9 protein-coding genes and 1 pseudogene are annotated in these 20,551 nt (G+C 72.6%); all 10 read left to right on the top strand.

Features of this window, described 5'->3' with window-relative positions:
- Window positions 1-923: 923 nt before the first annotated feature.
- A pseudogene (locus OG764_RS41860) lies at window positions 924-1,126 on the top strand (IS630 family transposase); the annotation flags it as partial.
- Between the two features lie 561 nt (window positions 1,127-1,687).
- Window positions 1,688-3,385 carry a hypothetical protein gene (locus OG764_RS37010; protein ID WP_328972720.1) on the top strand — a complete coding sequence of 566 codons (1,698 nt, stop codon included), beginning with the start codon at window positions 1,688-1,690 and terminating at the stop codon, window positions 3,383-3,385.
- Window positions 3,386-3,573: 188 nt separating this feature from the next.
- Window positions 3,574-3,852, top strand: coding sequence for a hypothetical protein (locus tag OG764_RS37005; protein ID WP_328972719.1), 279 nt, complete (start codon window positions 3,574-3,576; stop codon window positions 3,850-3,852).
- A 121-nt stretch (window positions 3,853-3,973) separates the two neighbouring features.
- On the top strand, window positions 3,974-4,780 hold the full coding sequence (locus OG764_RS37000) for a hypothetical protein (protein WP_328972718.1): 807 nt from the start codon (window positions 3,974-3,976) through the stop codon (window positions 4,778-4,780).
- A gap of 34 nt (window positions 4,781-4,814) precedes the next feature.
- Complete coding sequence (locus OG764_RS36995; protein WP_328972717.1) at window positions 4,815-4,991, top strand: hypothetical protein; 177 nt, start codon at window positions 4,815-4,817, stop codon at window positions 4,989-4,991.
- 896 nt (window positions 4,992-5,887) lie between these two features.
- Window positions 5,888-7,165: a M20 family metallo-hydrolase gene (locus OG764_RS36990; RefSeq protein ID WP_328972716.1), complete on the top strand. Its 1,278-nt coding sequence runs from the start codon at window positions 5,888-5,890 to the stop codon at window positions 7,163-7,165.
- A 27-nt stretch (window positions 7,166-7,192) separates the two neighbouring features.
- Window positions 7,193-8,047, top strand: a complete 855-nt coding sequence (locus OG764_RS36985) for a formyltransferase family protein (RefSeq protein WP_328972715.1) — start codon at window positions 7,193-7,195, stop codon at window positions 8,045-8,047.
- Window positions 8,048-8,334: 287 nt separating this feature from the next.
- Entirely contained in the window at window positions 8,335-14,016 is a 5,682-nt protein-coding gene (locus tag OG764_RS36980) for an SDR family NAD(P)-dependent oxidoreductase (RefSeq protein WP_328972714.1), read from the top strand.
- Entirely contained in the window at window positions 14,013-19,079 is a 5,067-nt protein-coding gene (locus OG764_RS36975) for a non-ribosomal peptide synthetase (protein WP_328972713.1), read from the top strand. Before OG764_RS36980 ends, OG764_RS36975 begins: the two co-directional genes overlap by 4 nt.
- A complete protein-coding gene (locus tag OG764_RS36970) occupies window positions 19,076-20,437 on the top strand; it encodes a hypothetical protein (RefSeq protein WP_328972712.1) in 1,362 nt (453 codons plus the stop codon). The genes OG764_RS36975 and OG764_RS36970 overlap by 4 nt, the downstream gene beginning before the upstream one ends.
- Window positions 20,438-20,551 lie beyond the last annotated feature (114 nt).

Here is a 20,551-nt window from a genome sequence, read left to right as displayed (position 1 = left end):
CGGCGTCCGCGTACGGCAACGTGCCACCCACGGAGTGGTCAGCGCACAGGCAGGCAGCGACACCAGCCTCATCCGCGAGGCCCAACCGCCGCCGTAGGCATCGCGGATCGCAGAATAGTCCAAGCCCACGCGCACCCGGCCCGAGGCGCCCGCGCTCCGAGGTACGAGCGAGACCAACAGCCCCTCCACCCCCGCCCGACGAGCCGCCTCACGATCGGCGACCGAGACACCGACCCGCCCGCCCACGGCGGCAGCACCGGCCCCGCGGCCCACCGCACCGTCCGCCGACTGCGCACCGGGCACGGCGGACACCGATACCGGGAGCGCCCTCGCACCGCGGCCGACGCCCGCCGCACCTGCACCTGCCGTTCCCGCGGCACCTGCGGCACCCGCCGGAGCTCGGGCGAGGAGCACCTCGGCCGAGCCCGCCGCCGGCCACCGGCTCGGGCCGGGTTTCCAGCGCGGAGCGCGGTCCCCCGGAGGTGCGGCGGGCAGCGCTCCGGGCGCGGGACGGCCGTGCACCGACCGAAGCCCGTCCAGCGCGCGGGGCGACCATGGGGAGGCCCCCCTCGGGCTCAGACCTCCACCCGGTTCCGCGGCGGCCGCCGCGGGCACCAGCAGCGCCAGCGCCGTGACGGCGGCCGCCAAGGCCCATCCGATGGGCAGGCGGGGCGGGCGCGGGGCCGGGTGACCAGCGCCCGACGGAAACGATCGTGTGGTTCGCAACGAAACCCCCCAGGGTCGACGGCGAGGTGTCCGCCCGTACGGACCCGGCGGAACCGCCGCGCGAGAACGCGTGCGGACCCGCCCGGCGGTCAACGATCGGTCGGACGCGACAGAACGGCTTGCCTACCGCTCGATGAAGCAGTGAGATCCTGTCGACAGCCGCTCGACGTCCCCTCAAAATGCGCTCGACCCCCACCAGGCTGTCGGCGGCCGGGCTGATCGCGATGCGGCCCGGTTCCAGAACCCGGCTGTGCCACCGTCTGCAGAGCCATCCTGCAGGGAAGGCGCACGTCACAGGGTGGGCGAGCGGGACTTCATCGCGCTGATCGACGGCGTCCACCAGCTGGTCAAGGCGCCGATCGTGCTGGTCTGGGACCGCCTGAACACCCGCATCTCCCGCCGGAGCGGGCCCCGTACACATCCCTGAGACCGCCGGCTCCGGACGCTGCTTCGGCCGCTGCCCCGCGAGGGGCTGCGCAAGGGGCGTGGGGCTGGTTTTGATGTCGCCTGTCTGTTTTTTCGACACGTCAGCAGCGATTGATCCCCATCGAGGGTCTGGCTCGATGAGTCAGGCCGGGAGGATGGGCGAGCAGGCCTGTCCGACCCCGAACGCGACGTGGGGTGCGTCCAGCCCCATCACACTGCCCACTACAGCCAGGAATTCGGCTGTCTGCTTGGCCGTTGGCGTTGGAAGAATCCTTGGATTCGGTCGGGATCCTCGGACCTGTCCGAGGTCGAACATGACGCACAGAACTGTGATGATCTGAGGGCAAAGACCATGCCGGGCCGCGTCGGTCGACCTGGTCCGATCCGCGATAGAGGAGGGTCACCGCACAGTGCGCATCCCGTTCCGATCCGACCGGCTCCGACAGGCCCTCTTTGGGCAGGCCATCGCGTGATCATGAAGGTCAAGCGCCGAACAGCCGCGATAGAAGCGCTACTTGACACGGCGACCAGGCCCGTGGTGATCAACCTGACGGGTCCTGTCGGCAGCGGGAAGTCGGCGATCCTGGCCGAACTCGCCACTGTCGTACCCGTGGTGGACGACATCCGCAGCGAGGACGACCTCGCGCGGCTCGCGCTCCCGGCCGGGGGTCCGGTCGTGGTGGCCAGCCGTCGTCCGCTGCCGTCGTACCGCGCGTGGCGTCCGGGGGTCGAGGTGATCCCCGTCGAAGCCGAGCCGTGGCCGGATGAAGAAATCGGCCTCATGGTCGACGGACTCGGGATCACCCATCCGCACCTGCGTGACGGCGTGCTGCGGCTCGCGGGCGGCAACGTACTGCTCGCCTCGGCTCTCTGCCGAGCCCTGCACACCGCGCCGGGGGACGTACCAGGCGCACTCGACGCCGCAGCCGACGCCGCGGCGCGCGAGGTATGCGAGCGGCTCGGGGACGAGGTGGCCGGGATCGAGCGGGCGCTGATGCTGGTCGCGGCCGTGGGGCAGTGCGACGCGGAGCTGCTCACCCAACTCGGTGAGGACGGGACGCTGTTCGGCCGTCTACGTGCGTGCAGCGTGGTCGTCCCGGGTGCGCTCGGACTGGCCGTGGCCGAGCCGTTTCGCACCGTCTTCGACCAGGCCCTGCGCTGGCGCACGCCCGTGGCGTACCGCTCGGCGCGGACCTTGGCCGCCGCGCACCACACGAGGCTGATACCCGCCGAGCACACCGGCGCCGCTCGAGGCGACCGGATGGCGGGATCGCTGTTCGCGTCATTGGACGGGCCGGTGCGGCGGTTGTTCAGCCCGGTGACGACACCCGTGCACGTCCGTCCGGCCCGCGCCGACGATGCGTCCGACGTCGGCCGGCTGGTGCGCGTGTGGGCGGAGCGCGGTGGCATGGACGTCCGGCGCTCCGAGCGGCTGCTCGGCTCGGTGCTCCACGCCGTACCCGAAGGCGTGTACGTCGTGTGCGACCGGGAGGACCGACCGGTCGGACTCAGCAGCACCGCGCCGATTCACGACGCGACCGTGGCGGTCCTCGAACCGCTGCTCCAGCAGCACGCGGACGCCGCGTCCGGCGGTGGGCTCTTCATCGGACTCGCGGTGTACGAGGAGCGGCAGGAGGCGGCCCGGTCGGCGCTCTTCCGGCATCTGCTGTCCTCAGCCATCGGCCGGGGCCGGCTGGTCACCTCGACACCCTCCCCCGAGTACCAGGCGCTCTACGAGCACGTGGGGGTCCGCGCACACGGTCAGCTCCGCCACGACGTGTACGGCGGGGGCTCCGCCTGCCGGGTGTATTCACAGGACTTCGCCGGCGAAGGCGGCGTGCCGCCCTGGCTGGAGCGGCTGAGACCCCCGGCTCCGGCCCCGGTGCTGCCCGACGACGCGGCCTGGCTCAGCCGCCGCATCCGTGAGGCCCTGGACGGCCTGCACCGCCCGCAGCTGCTGGCCTGCAGCCCGCTGCTGCCCGTGGCCGGTGACCCAGCCACACTGCGCGAACTCCTCGAATCCGGCGTGCAGCACCTGCTGAAGAGCACTGTCGCGACGGAGGTGGAAGCCGGGCGCATCCTGTCGCAGTACTACGTGGAGCGGTGCGGCGGGCATGAGTTCATCGCGATCCGGCTGCACCTGAGTCGGGCCACGTACTTCCGCAGACTCAACCAAGGCCTCGCCCTGCTCGCCACCGTCGTCCTCTCCAGGTGCAGGCCGGTGACGAGCTGAGATCGACAGGGCGTCCGCCAGCCCCTCCTGAGGGCCGGCGGACACCCTGTCCGTCTCGTCAGACGGGCAGGACCCACTGCTGGTTGGTGAAGCCGTTGCAGTCCCCACTCCCGCCCTCCCCGCCCCAGCCACCGGTTCCGGAGCCGGTCCCGCATGAGTGCCGCCGCGCCCCGTGCCTCCGAGGCCCGGTGCCGCGCCCGCCTGGCCCCCGCAGGCAGCCGACCCGTAGTACTCCCGGGGCCACCGCGTGGAAGCTCGGCGAGGCCGCCCTCGATCCCACCCGCTTCGACCTGGCCGACCTGCACACGGCGGCGAGCAGGGCCTACATCGCCAATTGGACCGACGGGCAGCTGATCGCGGTCGACCTGCCGGACGGGCAGAAGACCACGATCGCCACCGGCCTGGGGCAGGGCATCGCGGGGGTGGCACTGGACGGGAGGGGCAAGGCGTACGTCGGCCAGCTTTGAGCCGGTCGTGCCCCGCCGCGTGGGCGGCGGGGCACGACCGGCTCGGAGTACGGCGCGCGAGCGGGGACCGGGCAGGCCGACGGCAGCCGGTCAGACCTTCTTGATGCTGTACCGGACGCCGGTGACGCACATGCTGCTCTGGCTCGAGCTCGTGACCACCCACCCGGCGGGGATCGGAGAGTCGGAACACACTTGGAGGGCGATCTGCGTGGTCACCTTCGTGATGCTGTACCGGACGCCGGTGACGCACATGCTGCTCTGGCTCGAGCTCGTGATCACCCACCCGGCGGGGATCGGAGAGTTGGAACACGCCTGGAGGGCGATCTGCGTGGTCACCTTCGTGATGCTGTACCGGACCCCGGTGACACACATGCTGCTCTGGCTCGAGCTCGTGACCACCCACCCGGCGGGGATCGGAGAGTCGGAACACACTTGGAGGGCGACCTCCGTGGTCACGCTCGTGATGCTGTACCGGACGCCGGTGACGCACTCGCTGCTGCGGTACGAGCTCGTGACCACCCACCCGTCCGGGATCGGGGAGTTGGAGCAGATTTGCGCCGTGGTCGACCACACTGGAGTGACCTGGGCTGCTGCCTCGCCGGTCGCTCTGCTGCGCGGTGCGTCGCCGACGCCCGGGGAGTGCTTCGCTGTGGCGGAGACCGGGGCGGTCGCGGCACGGACCGCCGCCGGGGCGGCGGCTGCGGTCGCGGAGGCCGCTGCCGGTCCGGCGACGAACGCGGCGAGGGCGAGGAAGGTCGCGGCTGCGGTCGGCAGCCATCGGGTGAACTTCACGAGGAGCCCTTTCAGAGAGGGACGGAAGGAGTGGACCGCCGGGCCCGCGGTGGTCACGACCCTAGCCCCGAGGCGCCGCACCGGAGTCTCACAGAGGTATCAACTACGGCCTGCGAACGTCTTGTTACGGCCGTAACGTGAAGTGAGCGCGCTGGGTACGGTCCGGGACCGTGGAAACCCCTGATGATCTCGCCCGGCTACAGGCCGAGGTGGAATCGCATCCCCTGGTGAACCTGACCGGTGGGCTCGGCAGCGGAAAGAGCCGGCCGGCGCGGCGGCCGGCGGTGGCGGCGGTCGTGGACCTCGCAGACGGCTTCCTCGGATCGCGGCCCGGAAAGAGGTACTGAGACGGCGAGGTTCTCGGCACGGAGCACGGCCTCCGCACGGAGCTCGGCCTCGGCACGGAGGACATCAGCAACTGGGACGGCCGGCTCGGCAGGCTGCGGCGGCTCGCGGCGCAGCCGGGCGGCCTGCGCGGTCCCCGCCGACGCGGGGGTGTTCCGCGAAACAGCGGCCACCACACCGCTACGCCGTCGCGATCTGCATGTTCACGTCGGGACCCAGCCAGGTTGGCGGGCGAGTAGGCGATCCGTACCGCGCATGCCGGTGCAGCGGTGACGGCCACCTGGAGAACCGCAGCCGAGCAACTCGGCGAGCCGGCCGCCGTCGTCTCCTCGTACCCCTGCCGTGTGGACAGGCAAACGCTTCCGCATTCGGCCGACATCGCCGGCGTCCTCGCCTCCAGCACCTCGGGCGATTCGATCTCGGTATGGGCGGTCCCGCTCACCTGGTCACTGGTGGTTCGCGGCGTACTGCTGCGCTGCGGTGTCGGTGTATCCGAACCCACGGGCGCACACGCGCCATCGCCACTGCCCTGGCCGCTCTGGCCGCCACAGCGACCGGCTGCTGACCCCGCCCGCCGTCGCCACCACCCCGCCCGACCGCTCGAGTTCGCAGAGTCCAGCGCTCGCCGCGCCGCTTCGCGACGGGGGCTCCCGTGTGGTCACCACCTGGGATCCGCCGAACCCGACCCCGGCTGTCGCGAGGACTTGGCAGGTCCGCCCCCGTCGTGGCGCGTGCTGGCCGCCATCGGGCGGTGCTCAGGTTGCTGCCGTGCACGTTACTGATCCGTTGTGCCGGTGGAGTCGTCCCGGCCGGGTCGACATGATCGGAAGGGCCCGCTGCGGAGACGCACTGCGCGGATGATCCGACCCCTGACACCCCCTTGGCACTGAGGAGAACCATGCCCCGTGACGTACCCGAGCGCGTCGCCGTCGACGGTGACCGGTTGTGGCGGTCCCTGATGGAGCTCGCGAAGATCGGCGCTTACGACGACGCGCAGACGGGGCTGCGGGGTGTGAGCCGGCTGGCGCTGACCGATGCCGACGCGGACGGCCGCCGTCTGCTCGTGTCCTGGATGAAGGCGGCAGGCCTCACCGTGCGGGTGGACGCCGTGGGCAACATCTACGGGCGCCGGGCCGGGTCGGAACAGGACGCCCGTCCAGTCCTGATCGGCTCGCACATCGACAGCGTGGCCTCTGCGGGTGCCTTCGACGGGTGTCTGGGCGTCCTGGGAGGCCTTGAGATCATCCGGACGCTGAACGAGCGCGGTGTCACCACGCGCCGCCCACTGGAGATCGTCGCGTTCAGTGACGAGGAAGGCGTACGGTTCGGCACGGACATGCTCGGCAGTGCCGTGGCGGCGGGCCGGATCGCGCTGGAGGACGCCTACGCCCTCAAGGACGCGGACGGCCTGTCGTTCGGCGAGGAGCTGACGCGGATCGGGTTCGCGGGTCCGCACGGGGTACGGCTCAACCCGCCGCCGCACGCCTATCTGGAGTGCCACATCGAGCAGGGCCCCCTGCTCGTCCGGTCCGGAACGGACGTCGGCGTGGTGACCGGCACGCAGGGCATCTCCTGGCAGGAGATCCTCGTCTACGGGCGCGCTGCCCACGCCGGGGCCACTCCCACCGAGATGCGCATCGACGCCGGGCTCTTCGCCGCCGAGATCGTGCGCCATCTCCGGGACATGGTGGAAAGCGGTGACTTCGGGAAGCTCCGGGCGACCGTCGGTCACCTGAGCCTGCACCCCGGAGACACCAACATCGTCCCCGCCCGGGCGAGGCTCACGGTCGACCTGCGCAATCCGGACGAGGATGAGATGGTCCGCGCCGAAGAACACCTGGCCCGCTACCTCGACGGGCTGCAGGGCGTGCAGGACGGGCTGCGCATCACCGCGCGCCGCATGGCCCGTACCTCACCGGTCGCCTTCAACGCACGGCTGCAGGCGATCGTGACCCGCGAGGCCGATTCCCTCGGCCTGACCCACGCCGTGCTGATGTCCGGCGCGGGGCACGACGCACAGGAGATGGCCGCCGTCTGCCCGGCGGTCATGATCTTCGCCCGCGGTGAGTACGACGGCATCAGCCACAGCCCGCGCGAGTACTCCACTGCGGAGTCCTGCGCCCGGGCCATCGACCTCCTCGCGGCCACGGCGTTGAAGCTCGCCGACGAGGAATGACAATGCAATGACAGAGGAGATCCAACCGTGGAGTCCACGTGTGTCCTGATGTCGGAGGGAAGCTTCCACGCTGCCTATCTGATGTCCCTGTGGCTTGAGGAGTTCGACACCACCCCGTCGTTCGGCGGCATCTTCGTGCGGGACGACCCGGGGCGTCGCGGACTCTACCGGCAGCGGGTCTCCTTCCACCGGGCCCATGCCGGGAAGCGGGACCTCACCGCCGGGGAGTGGGAGCAGCTGCGCTGTCTGTACCCCGACCTCGGCGAGACGGACGAGTCCATGGTCGGCATGTACGGCGTGCCGTCGCTGCCGGCAGATCTGACGGAGCGTCTCGGGTTTCTGGGCGAGAACCTCAACTCGGAGGAAGTCCGTTCCTGGGCCGAGGGGCTGTCCGATGCCGGTCCGGTCCCCTACTTCTTCGTGTTCCTCGACCAGTTGCTGGCCCCGTGGTGGATCGAGCTCGCGCCGGGCCGGATCGTCAACGCACACTCCGCCGTGCTTCCGCACGCACGCGGCATGTACGCCACGGAACAGGTCGCGGCGCTGCACGACATGGAGCGGTTCCGGCAGTGCGCCGGTGCCACCGTCCACTTCGTGGATGCCGGAGTGGACACCGGGCCGGTGATCCGGGCCGACCGGCTGCGCGACCCCTTCGCGTTCAAGTCCGTCTGGGAGTGCAAGGGCGCGTCGTTCCGGACGGCATTCGATCTGCTGGCGGGTGTGGCGCGTGATGTCAGCCTGCGCAGTGGCACGCTGCCCGCCGGTCTGCGGGTCGTCCGGCCGGACGACCGCGACTTCCGGGGCAAGGACTTCACCACCGCGCGCAGGGCGGCGGCCGTGGCCGGCTACGCCAGGATGAAACAGCACGCCACAGCGGGCTAGACCGCCTTCCGGATCTTGCCCGACCTGCATGCCGCACCAGCCCTCCGGGCCCGGTACGCGGCGCCTTTCCGTTCATCGAATCCAGCGGCTGCCCATCTCCCCCGACAGGTGCGCCTTGCAGCCTCCTGTCCGGCCACCGCCCTTCGCACACTGCGGGAGGCGGTGGCCGTACGCCCGCGCGGGCCGGGGACGCCCTCGTGCGCGCGGGCGGCCGCCCACCCGTCCCGGCCGTACGCCCGTTCCCGCGGTGTCCCCGGCCCGGGCCTTACGCAGGAGCGAGCCACATCATGAATGCAGCACACGAGGGCTTCACACCGATAGCCGTGATCGGCATGGCAGGACGGTTCCCCCGGTCACCGGACATCGAGCGGTTCTGGGCCCACTGCATGGCCGGTGACGACTGTGTGACCCGATGGGGCACAGGGACCGGGGAGGACGGCCGCGTACGGGCATCGGGCCTGCTGGAGGACGTCGATGCCTTCGACGCGGAACTCTTCGGCGTCTCGTCCGCGGAGGCGGAGCTCCTGGATCCGCAGCATCGCGTCTTCCTCGAACTGGCCTGGCAGGCGCTGGAGTCGGCGGCCGTGGCGCCCGGCACGGAGGAGGCGGTGTCCGTCTACGCGGCGGCCGCCCCCAGCCGCTACCAGCCCGCGATGTCCGGCGGCGGTTCGGAGAACGAGCGCTACCAGCGGATGATCGCGAACAGTACGGACTTCCTCGCCACACGCGTCGCGTACCTCCTCGACCTGCACGGCGAGGCGATCTCCGTCCAGACCGGTTGCTCCTCCTCCCTGGTCGCCGTACACCTGGCCGCCCAGAGCCTGTGCTCGGGCCTGACCGATGTCGCGCTCGCCGGAGGCATCTCCCTCGACCCGGACCAGCACAGCGGATACGTCTACCAGGAAGGGATGATCGCCTCTCCGGACGGCAGGTGCCTGCCCTTCGACGCGCGCAGCAACGGCACGGTGCCGGCAAACGGTGCCGGCGTGGTGGTGCTCCAGCGGCTTGAGGACGCACTTGCGCAGGGGCGGCCGGTGCACGCCGTGATCCGCGCGACCGCCGCGAACAACGACGGCCGTGTCAAGAGCAGCTTCATGGCCCCCGCGGTGCGGGGTCAGAGCGAGGTCATCGCGACGGCGCTCGCGCTGGCGGACCTGGAAGCGGACAGCATCGGCTACTACGAGGCCCACGGCACCGGCACCCGGCTGGGCGACCCCATCGAGATCGAGGCAGCCCGCCGCGCGTACGAACTCTTCACCGAGCGGACCGGCTTCGCCGCGCTGGGGTCACTGAAGGCCAACTTCGGCCACCTGGACCGGGCCGCCGGCGTGGCCGGCCTGATCAAGGCGGTGTGCGCGGTGCGGGACGGAATCCGCCCGCCCCTGGCCGGCTTCCACGAGCCGAATCCGGACCTCCAACTGGAGAGCTCCCCGTTCCGGGTGCCACTCACGGCCGAACCCTGGCCGGAGGCCAACCGCCGAGCCGCGGTCAGCTCCTTCGGTGTGGGTGGCACCAACGCCCATGCGATCGTGGAAAGGTACCGCCCCGAGGCAGCGGCGCCCGCGCCGGCCGACGGTGCGGCCCTGGTCCTACCGGTGAGCGCTCACAGCACCGGAGCCCTGGCACGTCGTACGGAAGCGCTGGCCGGCCTGCTGAGCGGCGCCGAGGCCCCTGCGCTCGGTCCGGTGGCCCACACGCTCGCCGCCGGGCGTGGCGTACACGCCGCCCGCACGGCGGTCGTCGCCCGCACGGCCGAGGAAGCGGCGGCGCTGCTGCGCGGGGCGCCCGAGGGGCGGCAGAGTGACGGGGACCGCACGGACGGCCCCGTCGTGCTCACCTTCCCGGGCCAGGCGGGGCGCGGCGACACGGAGGTGCGGGGCATCTACGACCGGTTCCCCGAGTTCCGTGCGGAGATCGACGCCTGTGCGGCGGCGCTCGGGCTGCCGGGGACCGAGCTCCTGTCGGGTCTGACCGGGCCGGTACCGGCCGATGCCGGCGCCCCGACCACGGGCAATCCCTACCAGCCCACCCTGGTGGCCGTGGAGATCGCCCACGCTCGGCTGCTTGCGGCCACCGGAGTGCAGGTGGCTGCCGTCACGGGCAGCAGCCTCGGCGAGTTCGCCGCCGCCTACCAGGCCGGGATTTTCGACCGGGACGGCCTGATGCACCTGCTGCACGAGCGTGACCGGCTCATGCGCGCCACCCCGGAGGGCGCGATGACCGCCGTGGCCTGCAGCGCCGGGGCCGTGGGCGCCCTCCTCGGGCCGGAGCTGTCGCTGGCCGGCGAGAACGCACCCGACCGCGTGGTCCTGGCCGGCACGCCCGAGGCCGTCGAGCGCGCCGAAGCGGCCCTGGCCGCCGCGGGCCACCGCTGCCGGCGTCTGCCCGGGGCCATCGCCTTCCACTCGCCGCTCATGGAGTCGGTGACGGGGCCGTTCCGGGAGGCCGTGCGGCAGGCAGCACCGCGCGTTCCCCGCCTTCCGGTCGTCTCCGCCGTCACCGGGCGGTGGCTGTCGCCCGAGGAAGCGGTCGATCCCGAGTACTGGGTCCGGCACCTGCGCGAACCCATCCGGCTCGTCGGCGCCTTCGGCACGCTCCTCGGTGCCGGTCACCTCCGCTTCGTCGAAGCCGGACCGGGCACCGCCCTCACGGGTCTGCTGCGGCGCAATGGCGCCGGTGTGCAGCCGCTGGGCGTGAGCGTGTCCGGGAGCGACGGAGCGGGCGGCTTCAGCGGCCTCGCGACGGCCCTCGCCGCCCTGTGGGAGGACGGCGTCACCATCGACTGGGACGCGGTCAACGGGACGGCGAAGCAGGTCCTCGCCGCGATCCCCGGGCACGTCTTCGACCGGCGCGCCCGGTACTGGAACCACCGGCCCGATGCGGTGGGGCCCGGGTCCCCGGCGGACCGGCGTCCGGTGAGCCTGGACATCCCCGAATGGCGGGTTTCCCCGCGGGCGGGCGCGATCGGCGGCCTGCCCTCCAGGGTCGCTCTCCTGACCCGTGGCGGGGCACTGGCCGACGCCGTCGCGGGCCTGCTCGCCGAGGCGGGAACCACCCTCGTGGCCGGGCACGGCACGGAACCGGCCGACGCCGTCGTGGACCTGCGGTGGGCGGAGACCGGCGCGGTCCCAGAGCGGGCACTGCTGGAGGATGCGGACGTCGACGCATGGCTCGCCGAAGGCCTCTGGAACCCGGCCCGCGACCTGCTCTCCCATAGGCCGCTGCCCGCCACGTACCTGGTGGTCACCCGTGGGCTGAGCACCGTCCTGCCGGACGAGGAGCCCTGCACCGGGGCCGCCGCCGCACTGGGTCTGGTGCGATGCCTTCCGCACGAATTCCCCGGCATGCGCGCGCATCTGGTGGACCTGGGGGGCGGCGGCGCCGCGGCCGCCGAGGCCGTGCTCGCGGAACTCGCCATGCCAGATCCCCGTGACGTGGCCTACCGCGACGGCATCCGGTTCACCACACACCACCGGACCGCGCCCCTGCAGGAACGCACCGCGGTCAAGGAGGGCGGCACCTATCTCGTGCTGGGCGGCACGGGCCGGCTCGGCGCCGTGGTGGCGGACGCACTCAGCCGGGAGGCTCCGGTGACGCTGCTGCTCGCCGGCCGTGACCCCGAGCGGCCGCTCGGCGCGGCGCAGCAGGCGATGGTGGACGCGGCCCGGCGCCGGGGCTGCACCGTGCGAAATGTCCGTCTCGATGTCACCAGCGAGCAGGAGCTGCGCTCCGTACTCGCCGAGGCGGAGCGCGAGTTCGGTGCCGTGGACGGGTTCTTCCACCTCGCCGGCCACACGGACACCGAGGATTTCCCGCTGCTGGAGCAGGCCCTGGAAGCACCCTCCTCCGACGTCGCCGCCGCCAAGGTGCGCGGCGCGGCCGTCCTCGCGGCGGTGCTGCGCGAGCGGCCGTGCTCGTTCGTCGTCCTGTTCTCGTCGATCTCGACCGTCCTCGGCGGCCTGGGTTTCGGCCCCTACGTCAGCGCGAACGCCTTCCTCGATGCCCTCGCGGTGCGCGAAACAGCGCGTACCGGGGTGCCGTGGACCAGTGTCTGCTGGGACGGCTGGAGCGCAAACCTGCAGCCTGCCGACGGGGCGCTGGACGGCGTCGAGGGCAGCCGCCTGCTGCGCCGGGCGCTGCGCACGCCCGCGCCGTTGGTGGTCGCGGCGGTCACGGACACCGAGACGCGCCGCGCGGGAGTCCTCGCGGGGCTGGCACGCGTCGCCCGCGAGGCTGCGGTGAGCAGTGCCGGCGGGGGCGGGGTGGGCGAGCCGGGGCAGGTGCTGGGCACCGTACTGAAGATCGTCGAGCAGGTGCTGGGCGATGCTCCGGGAGATCCGGACAGGAGCTTGCGCATGTTGGGTGCGGACTCGCTGCAGATGATGCAGATCGCGGCACAGCTCCAGGCATCGCTCGGGGTGGAGGTACCGCTGGCCGCCCTGCTCCGGGCCCGTTCGGTGCGGGAGCTCGAAACGGTCTGCGCCGGGGCGCGCCGGCCTGCGGAGAACGCGGTTCCGGCCGGGTCTGCCGACGTCGGCGGTGCGCTGGCCAGCGTGCAGCAGCGGTTGTGGTACCTGTGGCAGCTTGACCCTCGGGAAGTCAACTACAACGTTCCCTTCGGCTGGGAGTTCCCGGGTGTGGCGCCGGAGCGGGCGGCGGCGGGGCTCCGTGCGCTGCTGGAGCGTCATGCCGGCCTGAGGACGGCCTACGAGGTCGACGCGACGGGGACACCCCGCCGGCGCATCACGGGCACCGGTGACGTGGACATCGAGCTGGTCGAGCTGACGGCCGCCGACGGCCCGGATCTCGACTCCGAGTTCCTGACGCACACCGAGGCGTTCATCGGTCGGCCGTTCGATCTGACGCGTGCCTCCGTACGGGTCCTGGTGGCCGGCTCCGGCAAGGACCCCGGGGCACGGAGCAGCCGTGTGCTGATGGTGTGCCATCACATCGCGATCGACGCATGGTCGGTGGAACTGATCCGCCGGGACCTGGAGCAGCTGCTCGCTCCCCGGGGCGCGGTGGAGCTGCCGGAGCCCCCGGCCTCGTACGACGCCTTCGTCGTGGCGGAGCAGAGGTTCCGCGAGTCGCCCGCTTACGAACGGCAGGTGGCGTACTGGACGGAGGCGACTCGAGGCGTGGAGCCCGTCGCACCTCCCGAGGACGCGTCGGCGGAACCGGACGGCCCGCGGACCGCGGGCGAGGCGAGGGGGGCGCTGTCCCCCGATGTGCTGGCGTCGCTGCGGGCTCTCGCCGCGCAGGCGGACACCACGCTCTACACGCTGGCGCTGACCGCGCTGAGCGTCGCGCTGGGCGAATGGTGCGGCAGGGAGGAAGTGGTAATCGGAACCAACCTGGCCAACCGCAGTCTTCCCGGTCTCGATTCCGTGGTGGGCATGTTCGTGGACCCCGTCATGCTACGGGTCCGGCCGCGCCCGGAAACCGGCGACGGGACCCTCGGCGACTCCCTGGCGGGGGTGCGCGACACGTTCCTGGCCGCGCTGGACCACAGCGAGCTGCCGTACCAGGACGTCGTCCGGCTCTCCGGACTCGGCGGACGAGGTGCGGAGAACCCTCTCTTCTCGGTCATCGCCACCATGTTCGACGGACAGTCCGGTCCCCGTCCCGATGGCGCACCGGAGATGCGTGCGCTGCGGCTGCCGCGGCAGTCGCGGGTCAAGTTCCGCCTCAGCGTGGAATTCCTCCCCGGTCCGGACGGCCTCGAGCTCCAGGTGCTCTACCCCACCGAGCACTACCTGCCCGCGACCGTGCAGCGGTTCGCCGACCGCGTCACGGGGCTGCTGGAGGGGCTGGCCCGCGACGGGCTCTCCGCGGTGGCGGCGCCCCCGCTGCCGGCTGCCGCGACGACGGCCCGCCGGCGCTTCTCGGACCGTTTCGCCCGGACCGCGCCCGCCACGGCCGCGGACACCCGACCCCACGCCCTGCCGACCGAAAGTGACAACCGATGAGCCTGCAGCACGAGACCCTGGCCGCCGGCGTTGTGGAAGAGGCGCGGCTGGTGCCGGAGCGGATCGCCGTACACGACGCCACCGGGAGCTGGACCTACGGCCGACTGCTGGCCACGGCCGACGCCGTCGCCGCCGCCCTGCACGGGGTCGGTCTGCGCAACGAGGACACGGTCGCCGTGGTGGGCGGCCGGTCCGCCCGGACGGTCCTGGCCCTGGTCGGTGTCCTACACGCGGGCGGCGCGTACTGCGTCGTGGATCCCGGCCTGCCGCCCGCCCGGCAGGCACTCATTCTGGAGGACCTCGCACCGCGGGCCGTCCTCCTCGTGGATCCGTCCGCCACTCCCCCGGCCGGTGTTCCCGGTGACGTCCCGGTGCTGCGGCTGGAGGAGATCGCGCCCCCGGGGCCCGGGGGCCTCGCCTCGTCCCCGGATGCAGGCGCCGCACCGCGTGCCGTGGAGCCGTCGGACCTCGCCTACGTCATGTTCACGTCGGGCTCCACCGGGCGGCCGAAGGGCGTGCAGATCGAGCACGGCTCGGTCCTCAACATGCTCCGCGGGTACGAGCAGCTCGCGCCGGTCCGGGACAGGCCGGTCGGGGCCCTCGTCGCGTCACCGTCGTTCGACGTGACCGTCTGGGAGATCTTCACGACGCTCACCCGGGGCGGAACTCTGTACGTGCCGCCGACGGACCTGCTCACCGATCCCGAACTGCTCTGGAAGGCCCTGTGCACCCAGGGGGTGACCAGCGCCTACATTCCCCCGGCGCTACTGCCCGGGCTCGTCGACGCCGCTCAGCGGGACGGCGGCAGGTCGGCGCTCGACCGGGTCCTGGTGGGCGTGGAGCCGCTCCCGCGGGAACTGCTCACTCGTTTCGCCCGCGCGGTCCCGGGGCTCCGCGTGGTCAACGGCTACGGGCCGACGGAGACCACCGTCGTCGCGACGCTATACCTCGTCGACGCCGGTCAGGAGGAGGAGCCGTGGCGGCGGGCACCGATCGGACGTGCCCCGGCGAACACGCACGTGGCCGTGGTGGACGCGGGCCTGCGGCCGGTCGCCGACGGGGAGGTCGGGGAGCTCGTCGTCGCCGGCGCGGGTCTGGCCCGCGGGTACCACCGGAGGCCTGGTCTGGCTGAGGGCAGGTTCACCGTCGATCCGGTGGCGGGCCACCGCATCTACCGCACGGGCGACCACGCCCGCGTGCTGCCGAGCGGGGACATCGAATTCGTGGGCCGTGTGGACGGCCAGGTCAAGATCGGCGGCTTCCGCATCGAGACGAGTGAGATCGAGTCGGTGCTGGCCGCGCAGACCGGGGTGCGCAGGGCCGTGGTCTTCACTCAGGAAACGGAGGCCGGCCGCCGCCTGTGGGCCGCCGCGGAGTGTCCTGCAGACGACGGCCGGGACCGGGTGGACGCCTCGCACCTGCGCGAGGCCCTCGCCCGGCACCTGCCCGCCTACATGCTCCCGCACCGCATCCTCGTCGTGGATGCGCTGCCGGTGACGTCCAACGGCAAGGTGGACCAGGAGGCACTGCTCGGCGGTGCCACCACCCGGCCCGAGGGGCTGGGTGTCCGGGTGACGCCGGACGGGGCCCGGGAGGAACTCCTGACCGCCATCTGGCGCGAGGTCCTCGACGCCCCCTGGCTCGGGGTCACGGACGACTTCCACCGGTGCGGCGGTTCGTCGCTGGCCGCGATGCGGATCGCAACCCGGATCCGCGCGGCCGGGCTGGCCGCGACAGCCGCCGACGTCCTGTCGGCGGGAAACGTCAGGGAGCTCACCCGGCGCTGCGGGAACCGGCCGGCGCCGGTGTCCGCAGCGGTCTCCGGCACGGACGCCGTGACCGGCGGCGCGGAAGCGTTCCCGCTGTCGCCGTCACAGCAGGGCCTGTGGGCTTGGCGGGAGCTGCACCCGCAGAGCGCGGACACCACCGTCCTGCACGCGGTGCGCCTGGACGGGCCGCTCGACGAGGGCCGGCTCCGCGCCGCCCTGCAGAAGGTGACCGACCGTCACCCCGCCCTGCGGACCGTGGTCCGAGCCAATGCCTCCGGTGACCCCGAGCAGCACGTCCGCATCTCGGCCGACGCCCCGTGGTCCGTACGGAAGGTGGACTCGCCCGCCGAGGTGGCTGCCGGCCTCGAACAGTGGCGCAGCCACCGGTTCGACATCGCGGTCCGGGCGTGGGACGCGGAGCTGCTGCGTGCCGCGGACTTCGCCGTGCTCCTCGTCGCAGCCGATCACATCGTCTTCGACGGCTGGTCGGCCAATATCCTGGACGCCGAGTTGGCGCGTGCCTACGCCGACCCGGACGCCGAGGACGCGTTGCCCGCGGCCGGGCCGGGCCCGGCCGCCCGGGCCCAGCGGTCCTGGCTCGACGGAGCGGGCAGTTCGGCAGCCCGCGCCTTCTGGAGCCGCGAGCTTGACGGATTCACCGATCAGATGGTCCTTCCTGGGCCCCTGACCCGTCCCGCCTCGCAGGCTCCGCGCCGTACCGCGCAATCGACGGCAGGCGTGCCGGACCGGACCACCGCGGCCCTGCGGAACGTCGCAGCCACGGAGGGAAGCACCCTGTTCACCACGGTGCTCGCCGCGTTCAAGGCGTTCCTGTCGCTCCGCGGACTGGGGCCCGACAACACCGTGTGCGTGGCACATTCCGGCCGCGACGACGCCGGTGCGCACGACGCGGTCGGCTATTTCGTCAACCTCGTTCCGGTCAGGGACCGTGTGGCGCAGGACGCGGCGTTCCGCGCCTACCACAGGAGCGTGTCCGAGCGAACCGCGCCGGCGTTCCGGCACGCGAGCCTCCCGTTCGAGGAAATGCTCCGGACCCTGCCCCGCGGAGGAGGGAGTGGAGTCGCGGCTCCTGCTCGCATCGTGGTGGCCCAAGAGGTGGGCGACCGCGATCCGTTGCACGCGGCCGGCCTGGTGCTGTCCCGGTGGCCTGACATTCCGATGAACGCCGTGTACGACCTGACGCTCTTCGTGGACGAAACAGACGGACTGCGGCTGCGCTGGGTGTGTGACGATGCCGCGTTCCTGGAAGGCGAGCGGCAGCGCCTGACGGACGGTTTCCTGGAGTTCCTCGAAGCGGTGGCGGCGGACCCGGACCTCGCGATCGGGCTCCTTCCGGCGACCGGACCTCGGGAGCGACAGCTGCTGGAGGAGTCCGCACGGCCCGTACCGGGGACGGCAAGGCACGACACGACCGTCCTCGCGCTGTTCGACCGGCAGGTGGCCGAGCAGCCCGGCGCGAGCGCCGTGCTCCGGACAGGACAACCGCCGGTGACCTACCAGCAGTTGTCCCGGCGCGCGGACGCGCTGGCCGCGGTCTGCGCGCCCCTGGCCGGAGGCAGCCGCGCTCCCGTGGTCGTCGTCCTCGATAAGTCCACCGACCTGGTCGCAGCCCTGGTGGCGACGGCCCGGCTGGGCCGTCCCTACCTTCCGCTGGACCCCGGACACGCACGCACCCGGCTGCCCGGCCTGGCCGAGCGCTCGGGAGCTGCGGTGGTCCTCAGCCGTACGGGGCTGCTGGAGGGGATCGAACTTCCCGAGGGGGTCGCCACCGTTCTGGTGGACGATGTGACGGGAGAGCCTCCCCGCATCGCCGGGGAGGACCCGGCAGGGCCGGGGGACCTGCTCTACGTGATGCCGACCTCAGGCACCAGCGGCACAGCCAAACTGGTGGGCGTACCGCACCGTGCGGTGGTACGGCTCGTCCACGGCAGCACCACTCTGCCCATGGACCGCAACGACCGCACCATGCTGGTGGCCAACTCCTCGTTCGACGCGGCCACCCTGGAACTGTGGGGGCCACTCGTCAACGGCGGTTCCGTGGTCGTCCCGGAGCCGGCAGACCTCGCCGATCCGGGCCTGCTCTGCACGGCGATCGCCGCCCACGGCGTGACCGTCGGCTTCTTCACTGTCACCCTGTTCGCCCGCATGATCGAGGCCGAGCCCTGGAAATTGGCCGGCATGCGGCACCTCTTGGTGGGGGGCGAGGCAGTACCCCCCGCACTGTTCGCGCAGGCCGAGGAGCACATCCCGCGCGCCGCGCTGGTCAACGGGTACGGCCCCACGGAGAACACGACCTTCTCTTGCTGCCACCGGCTGGACCGTGATCCCGGGACCCTGCGGTCCGTCCCCGTCGGCCGATCCGTGAGCGGGTCCACCGCACAGGTCATGGACGAACGGCTCGTCCCGCTGCCGGTCGGCGCCGTCGGCGAGATCGTGGTGGGCGGCGCCGGGCTCGCCGTGGGCTACCTCAACGACCCCGGGCTCACCGCGGAGAAGTTCGTTACCCGTTCCGACGGCGCAGACGGCCGGCTCTACCGGACGGGGGACATGGGACGGCTGCTGCCCGACGGAGCCATCGAGTACCTCGGCCGCCGCGACGGGCAGGTCAAGATCCGCGGTTTTCGTGTGGAGACCGGCGAGGTGGAGCACGCACTCACGGCGCACCCCGCCGTCCGCCGGGCCCTGGCGCTGACCACACCCGACCCGGCTGGCGGCCGGCGGCTCGTCGCCGCCGTGGAGGCGGCACCGGCGCCGGAGCAGCCGGACGAGCAAGCATTGCGCGGCTGGCTCCGCGACCGGGTGCCCGGCTACCTCGTCCCGGCGCAGATTGCGGTCTTCGACCGGCTGCCGCTCACGGCGAACGGCAAGATCGATCAGGCCGCAGTGCTGGTGGCCGCCGCGCACGCGCAGGGGCTGGGGCGGCAGGCGATGACACACGTCGAGCGCGAGGTGGCCCAGGAATGGGAGGAGGTGCTCGGCCGGAACCCGGTCGGGCTCGACGACGACTTCTTCGCGCTCGGGGGCGATTCCATGGCCGTCTTGACCGTGTGCAGCCGTCTGGCCCGCCGACTGGGCCGCCCCGTCCCTTCACACCTCGTCTTCGAGTACCCGTCCGTCAGAAGTCTCGCGGAGCGGCTCAGTCCGCCCACCGCGGAAGCTCCGTCCGGCGCCCGCACCGGCGGCGCCGACCGCGAGGCACTGCTGCGCCGGGTCCGGCGGGTTCGCGGCCTGGGCGCCCGCTCCACGGCCCCCGCCGTACGGGAGCAGGGGTGACGCGGCCGGACGTGGCCACCACGGCATGGCAGCAGGAGCTGGCGCGTCCCGAGGAGGAGGCCGCGGGCCTGCGCGCGGCGATGCACGGCCATCCGTTCGCGGACGCCGAGGGCTGGATGCCCGCCCGCCCGCTCCTCACCGGACGCGGTGAACTCCGGACGTGGGTTGCGGAATTCCGTGCCCTGACGGAGCTGATCCGCGAGGAGGCACTGCGGCGCTGCGACGGGGACCCGGGCCGGCTCGCCGCGCTCGCCGGTCTACAGCACCGTCCCGTGGCATCCGCAACCCCCGGCATCGGGCAGTGGGCCGACTCCGTCCGCGCCGATGTCGTCCTGGGAACTTCGGGGTGGCGGGTCTGCGAGGTCAACGTGGACAGCGCGCTCGGCGGTGCGGGCGCGATGGCCGCTGCGGCGCGGGCCCATCTCGGGGGCCCGGCCGCCCGCCGGCTGCGGTCGAAAGGACTGCGGCTGACCGCCCCCGACTACTACGCCCGCAAGTCCGCGGTCCTGCGGGCGTGGGCCCCGGCCCCGGCCGGAGCGGCGCCCACTACCGCCGTCCTCGGTGTCACGGAGCCCGGCGAGCCCTACCCGGACGCCGTGTTCGACGACGAGGTGCGGATGCTCCGGCACCACGGGATCGCGGCGATCCGCGCGGATCCCCGTGACGGGCTGGACGTGACGGCCGGCCGGCTGAACGACGGCGCGGGCAACCGGTTCGACCTCGCCGTGCGCTACTACGTGCCCAGGGTCGCCGAGCGGCTGGGGGCTCCGGCCGCCCTGCTGGACCGGATCGAGGGGGCGCAGCGCACGGTCACGTTCGTCCCCCGCACGGCCTTCGGGTTCGCCAGCAAGCGGATCCTGGCCTGGCTGTGGGAGGGGGCCCTGGCCGGCCGGCCGGGCCACGAGGTGGTGCGACGGCGCGTGCCGTACACCGTCCTGGTGTCCGACAGGACGGTGGACCTGCCGGACGGCGGCCGGGAGCACCTGCCCGCCCACCTGGTGCGCGAGCAGGCCGGCTACCTGCTGAAGCCGGCGTTCGAGATGGGCGGCCGCGGGGTGTTGCTGGGGCGCACCACGGACGAGCGCGATTGGCGGCTCGCCGTCGACGAGGCGCTGTCGGGAGCGTTCCCCATGGTCGCGCAGCGCTATGTCGCGCCACGTCCACTCGACGTGCCGGTCCTCCGCGGTGACGAGGTACGGATGCGCCGCGTCACCGCTGTGGTATCGCCCTTCCTGCTGGGCGGGGCGTACGCAGGCAGCTTCTGCCGGCTGGCCCCGGCCGACCGGTCCCCCCTCGTCAACTGGGAGGAGGACCTGCTGTACACCACTCTGGTCTCGGTCAGCCGTGACATGACCTGAAAATCCTGCCGGCCTTGGCCGCCTTCCCGCTTCCCGCTTCCCGCTTCCCGCTTCCCGCTTCCCGCTGCTCAGCATGGTGAGTTGCATGTTCCTGACCCCGGCGCCCGTCCGTAC

The sequence above is a fragment of the Streptomyces sp. NBC_00239 genome, from assembly GCF_036194065.1.
GTDB lineage: Bacteria > Actinomycetota > Actinomycetes > Streptomycetales > Streptomycetaceae > Streptomyces.
The sequence above is the reverse complement of the archived record's forward strand: the minus strand, read 5'-3'. Positions and strand labels throughout refer to the sequence as shown.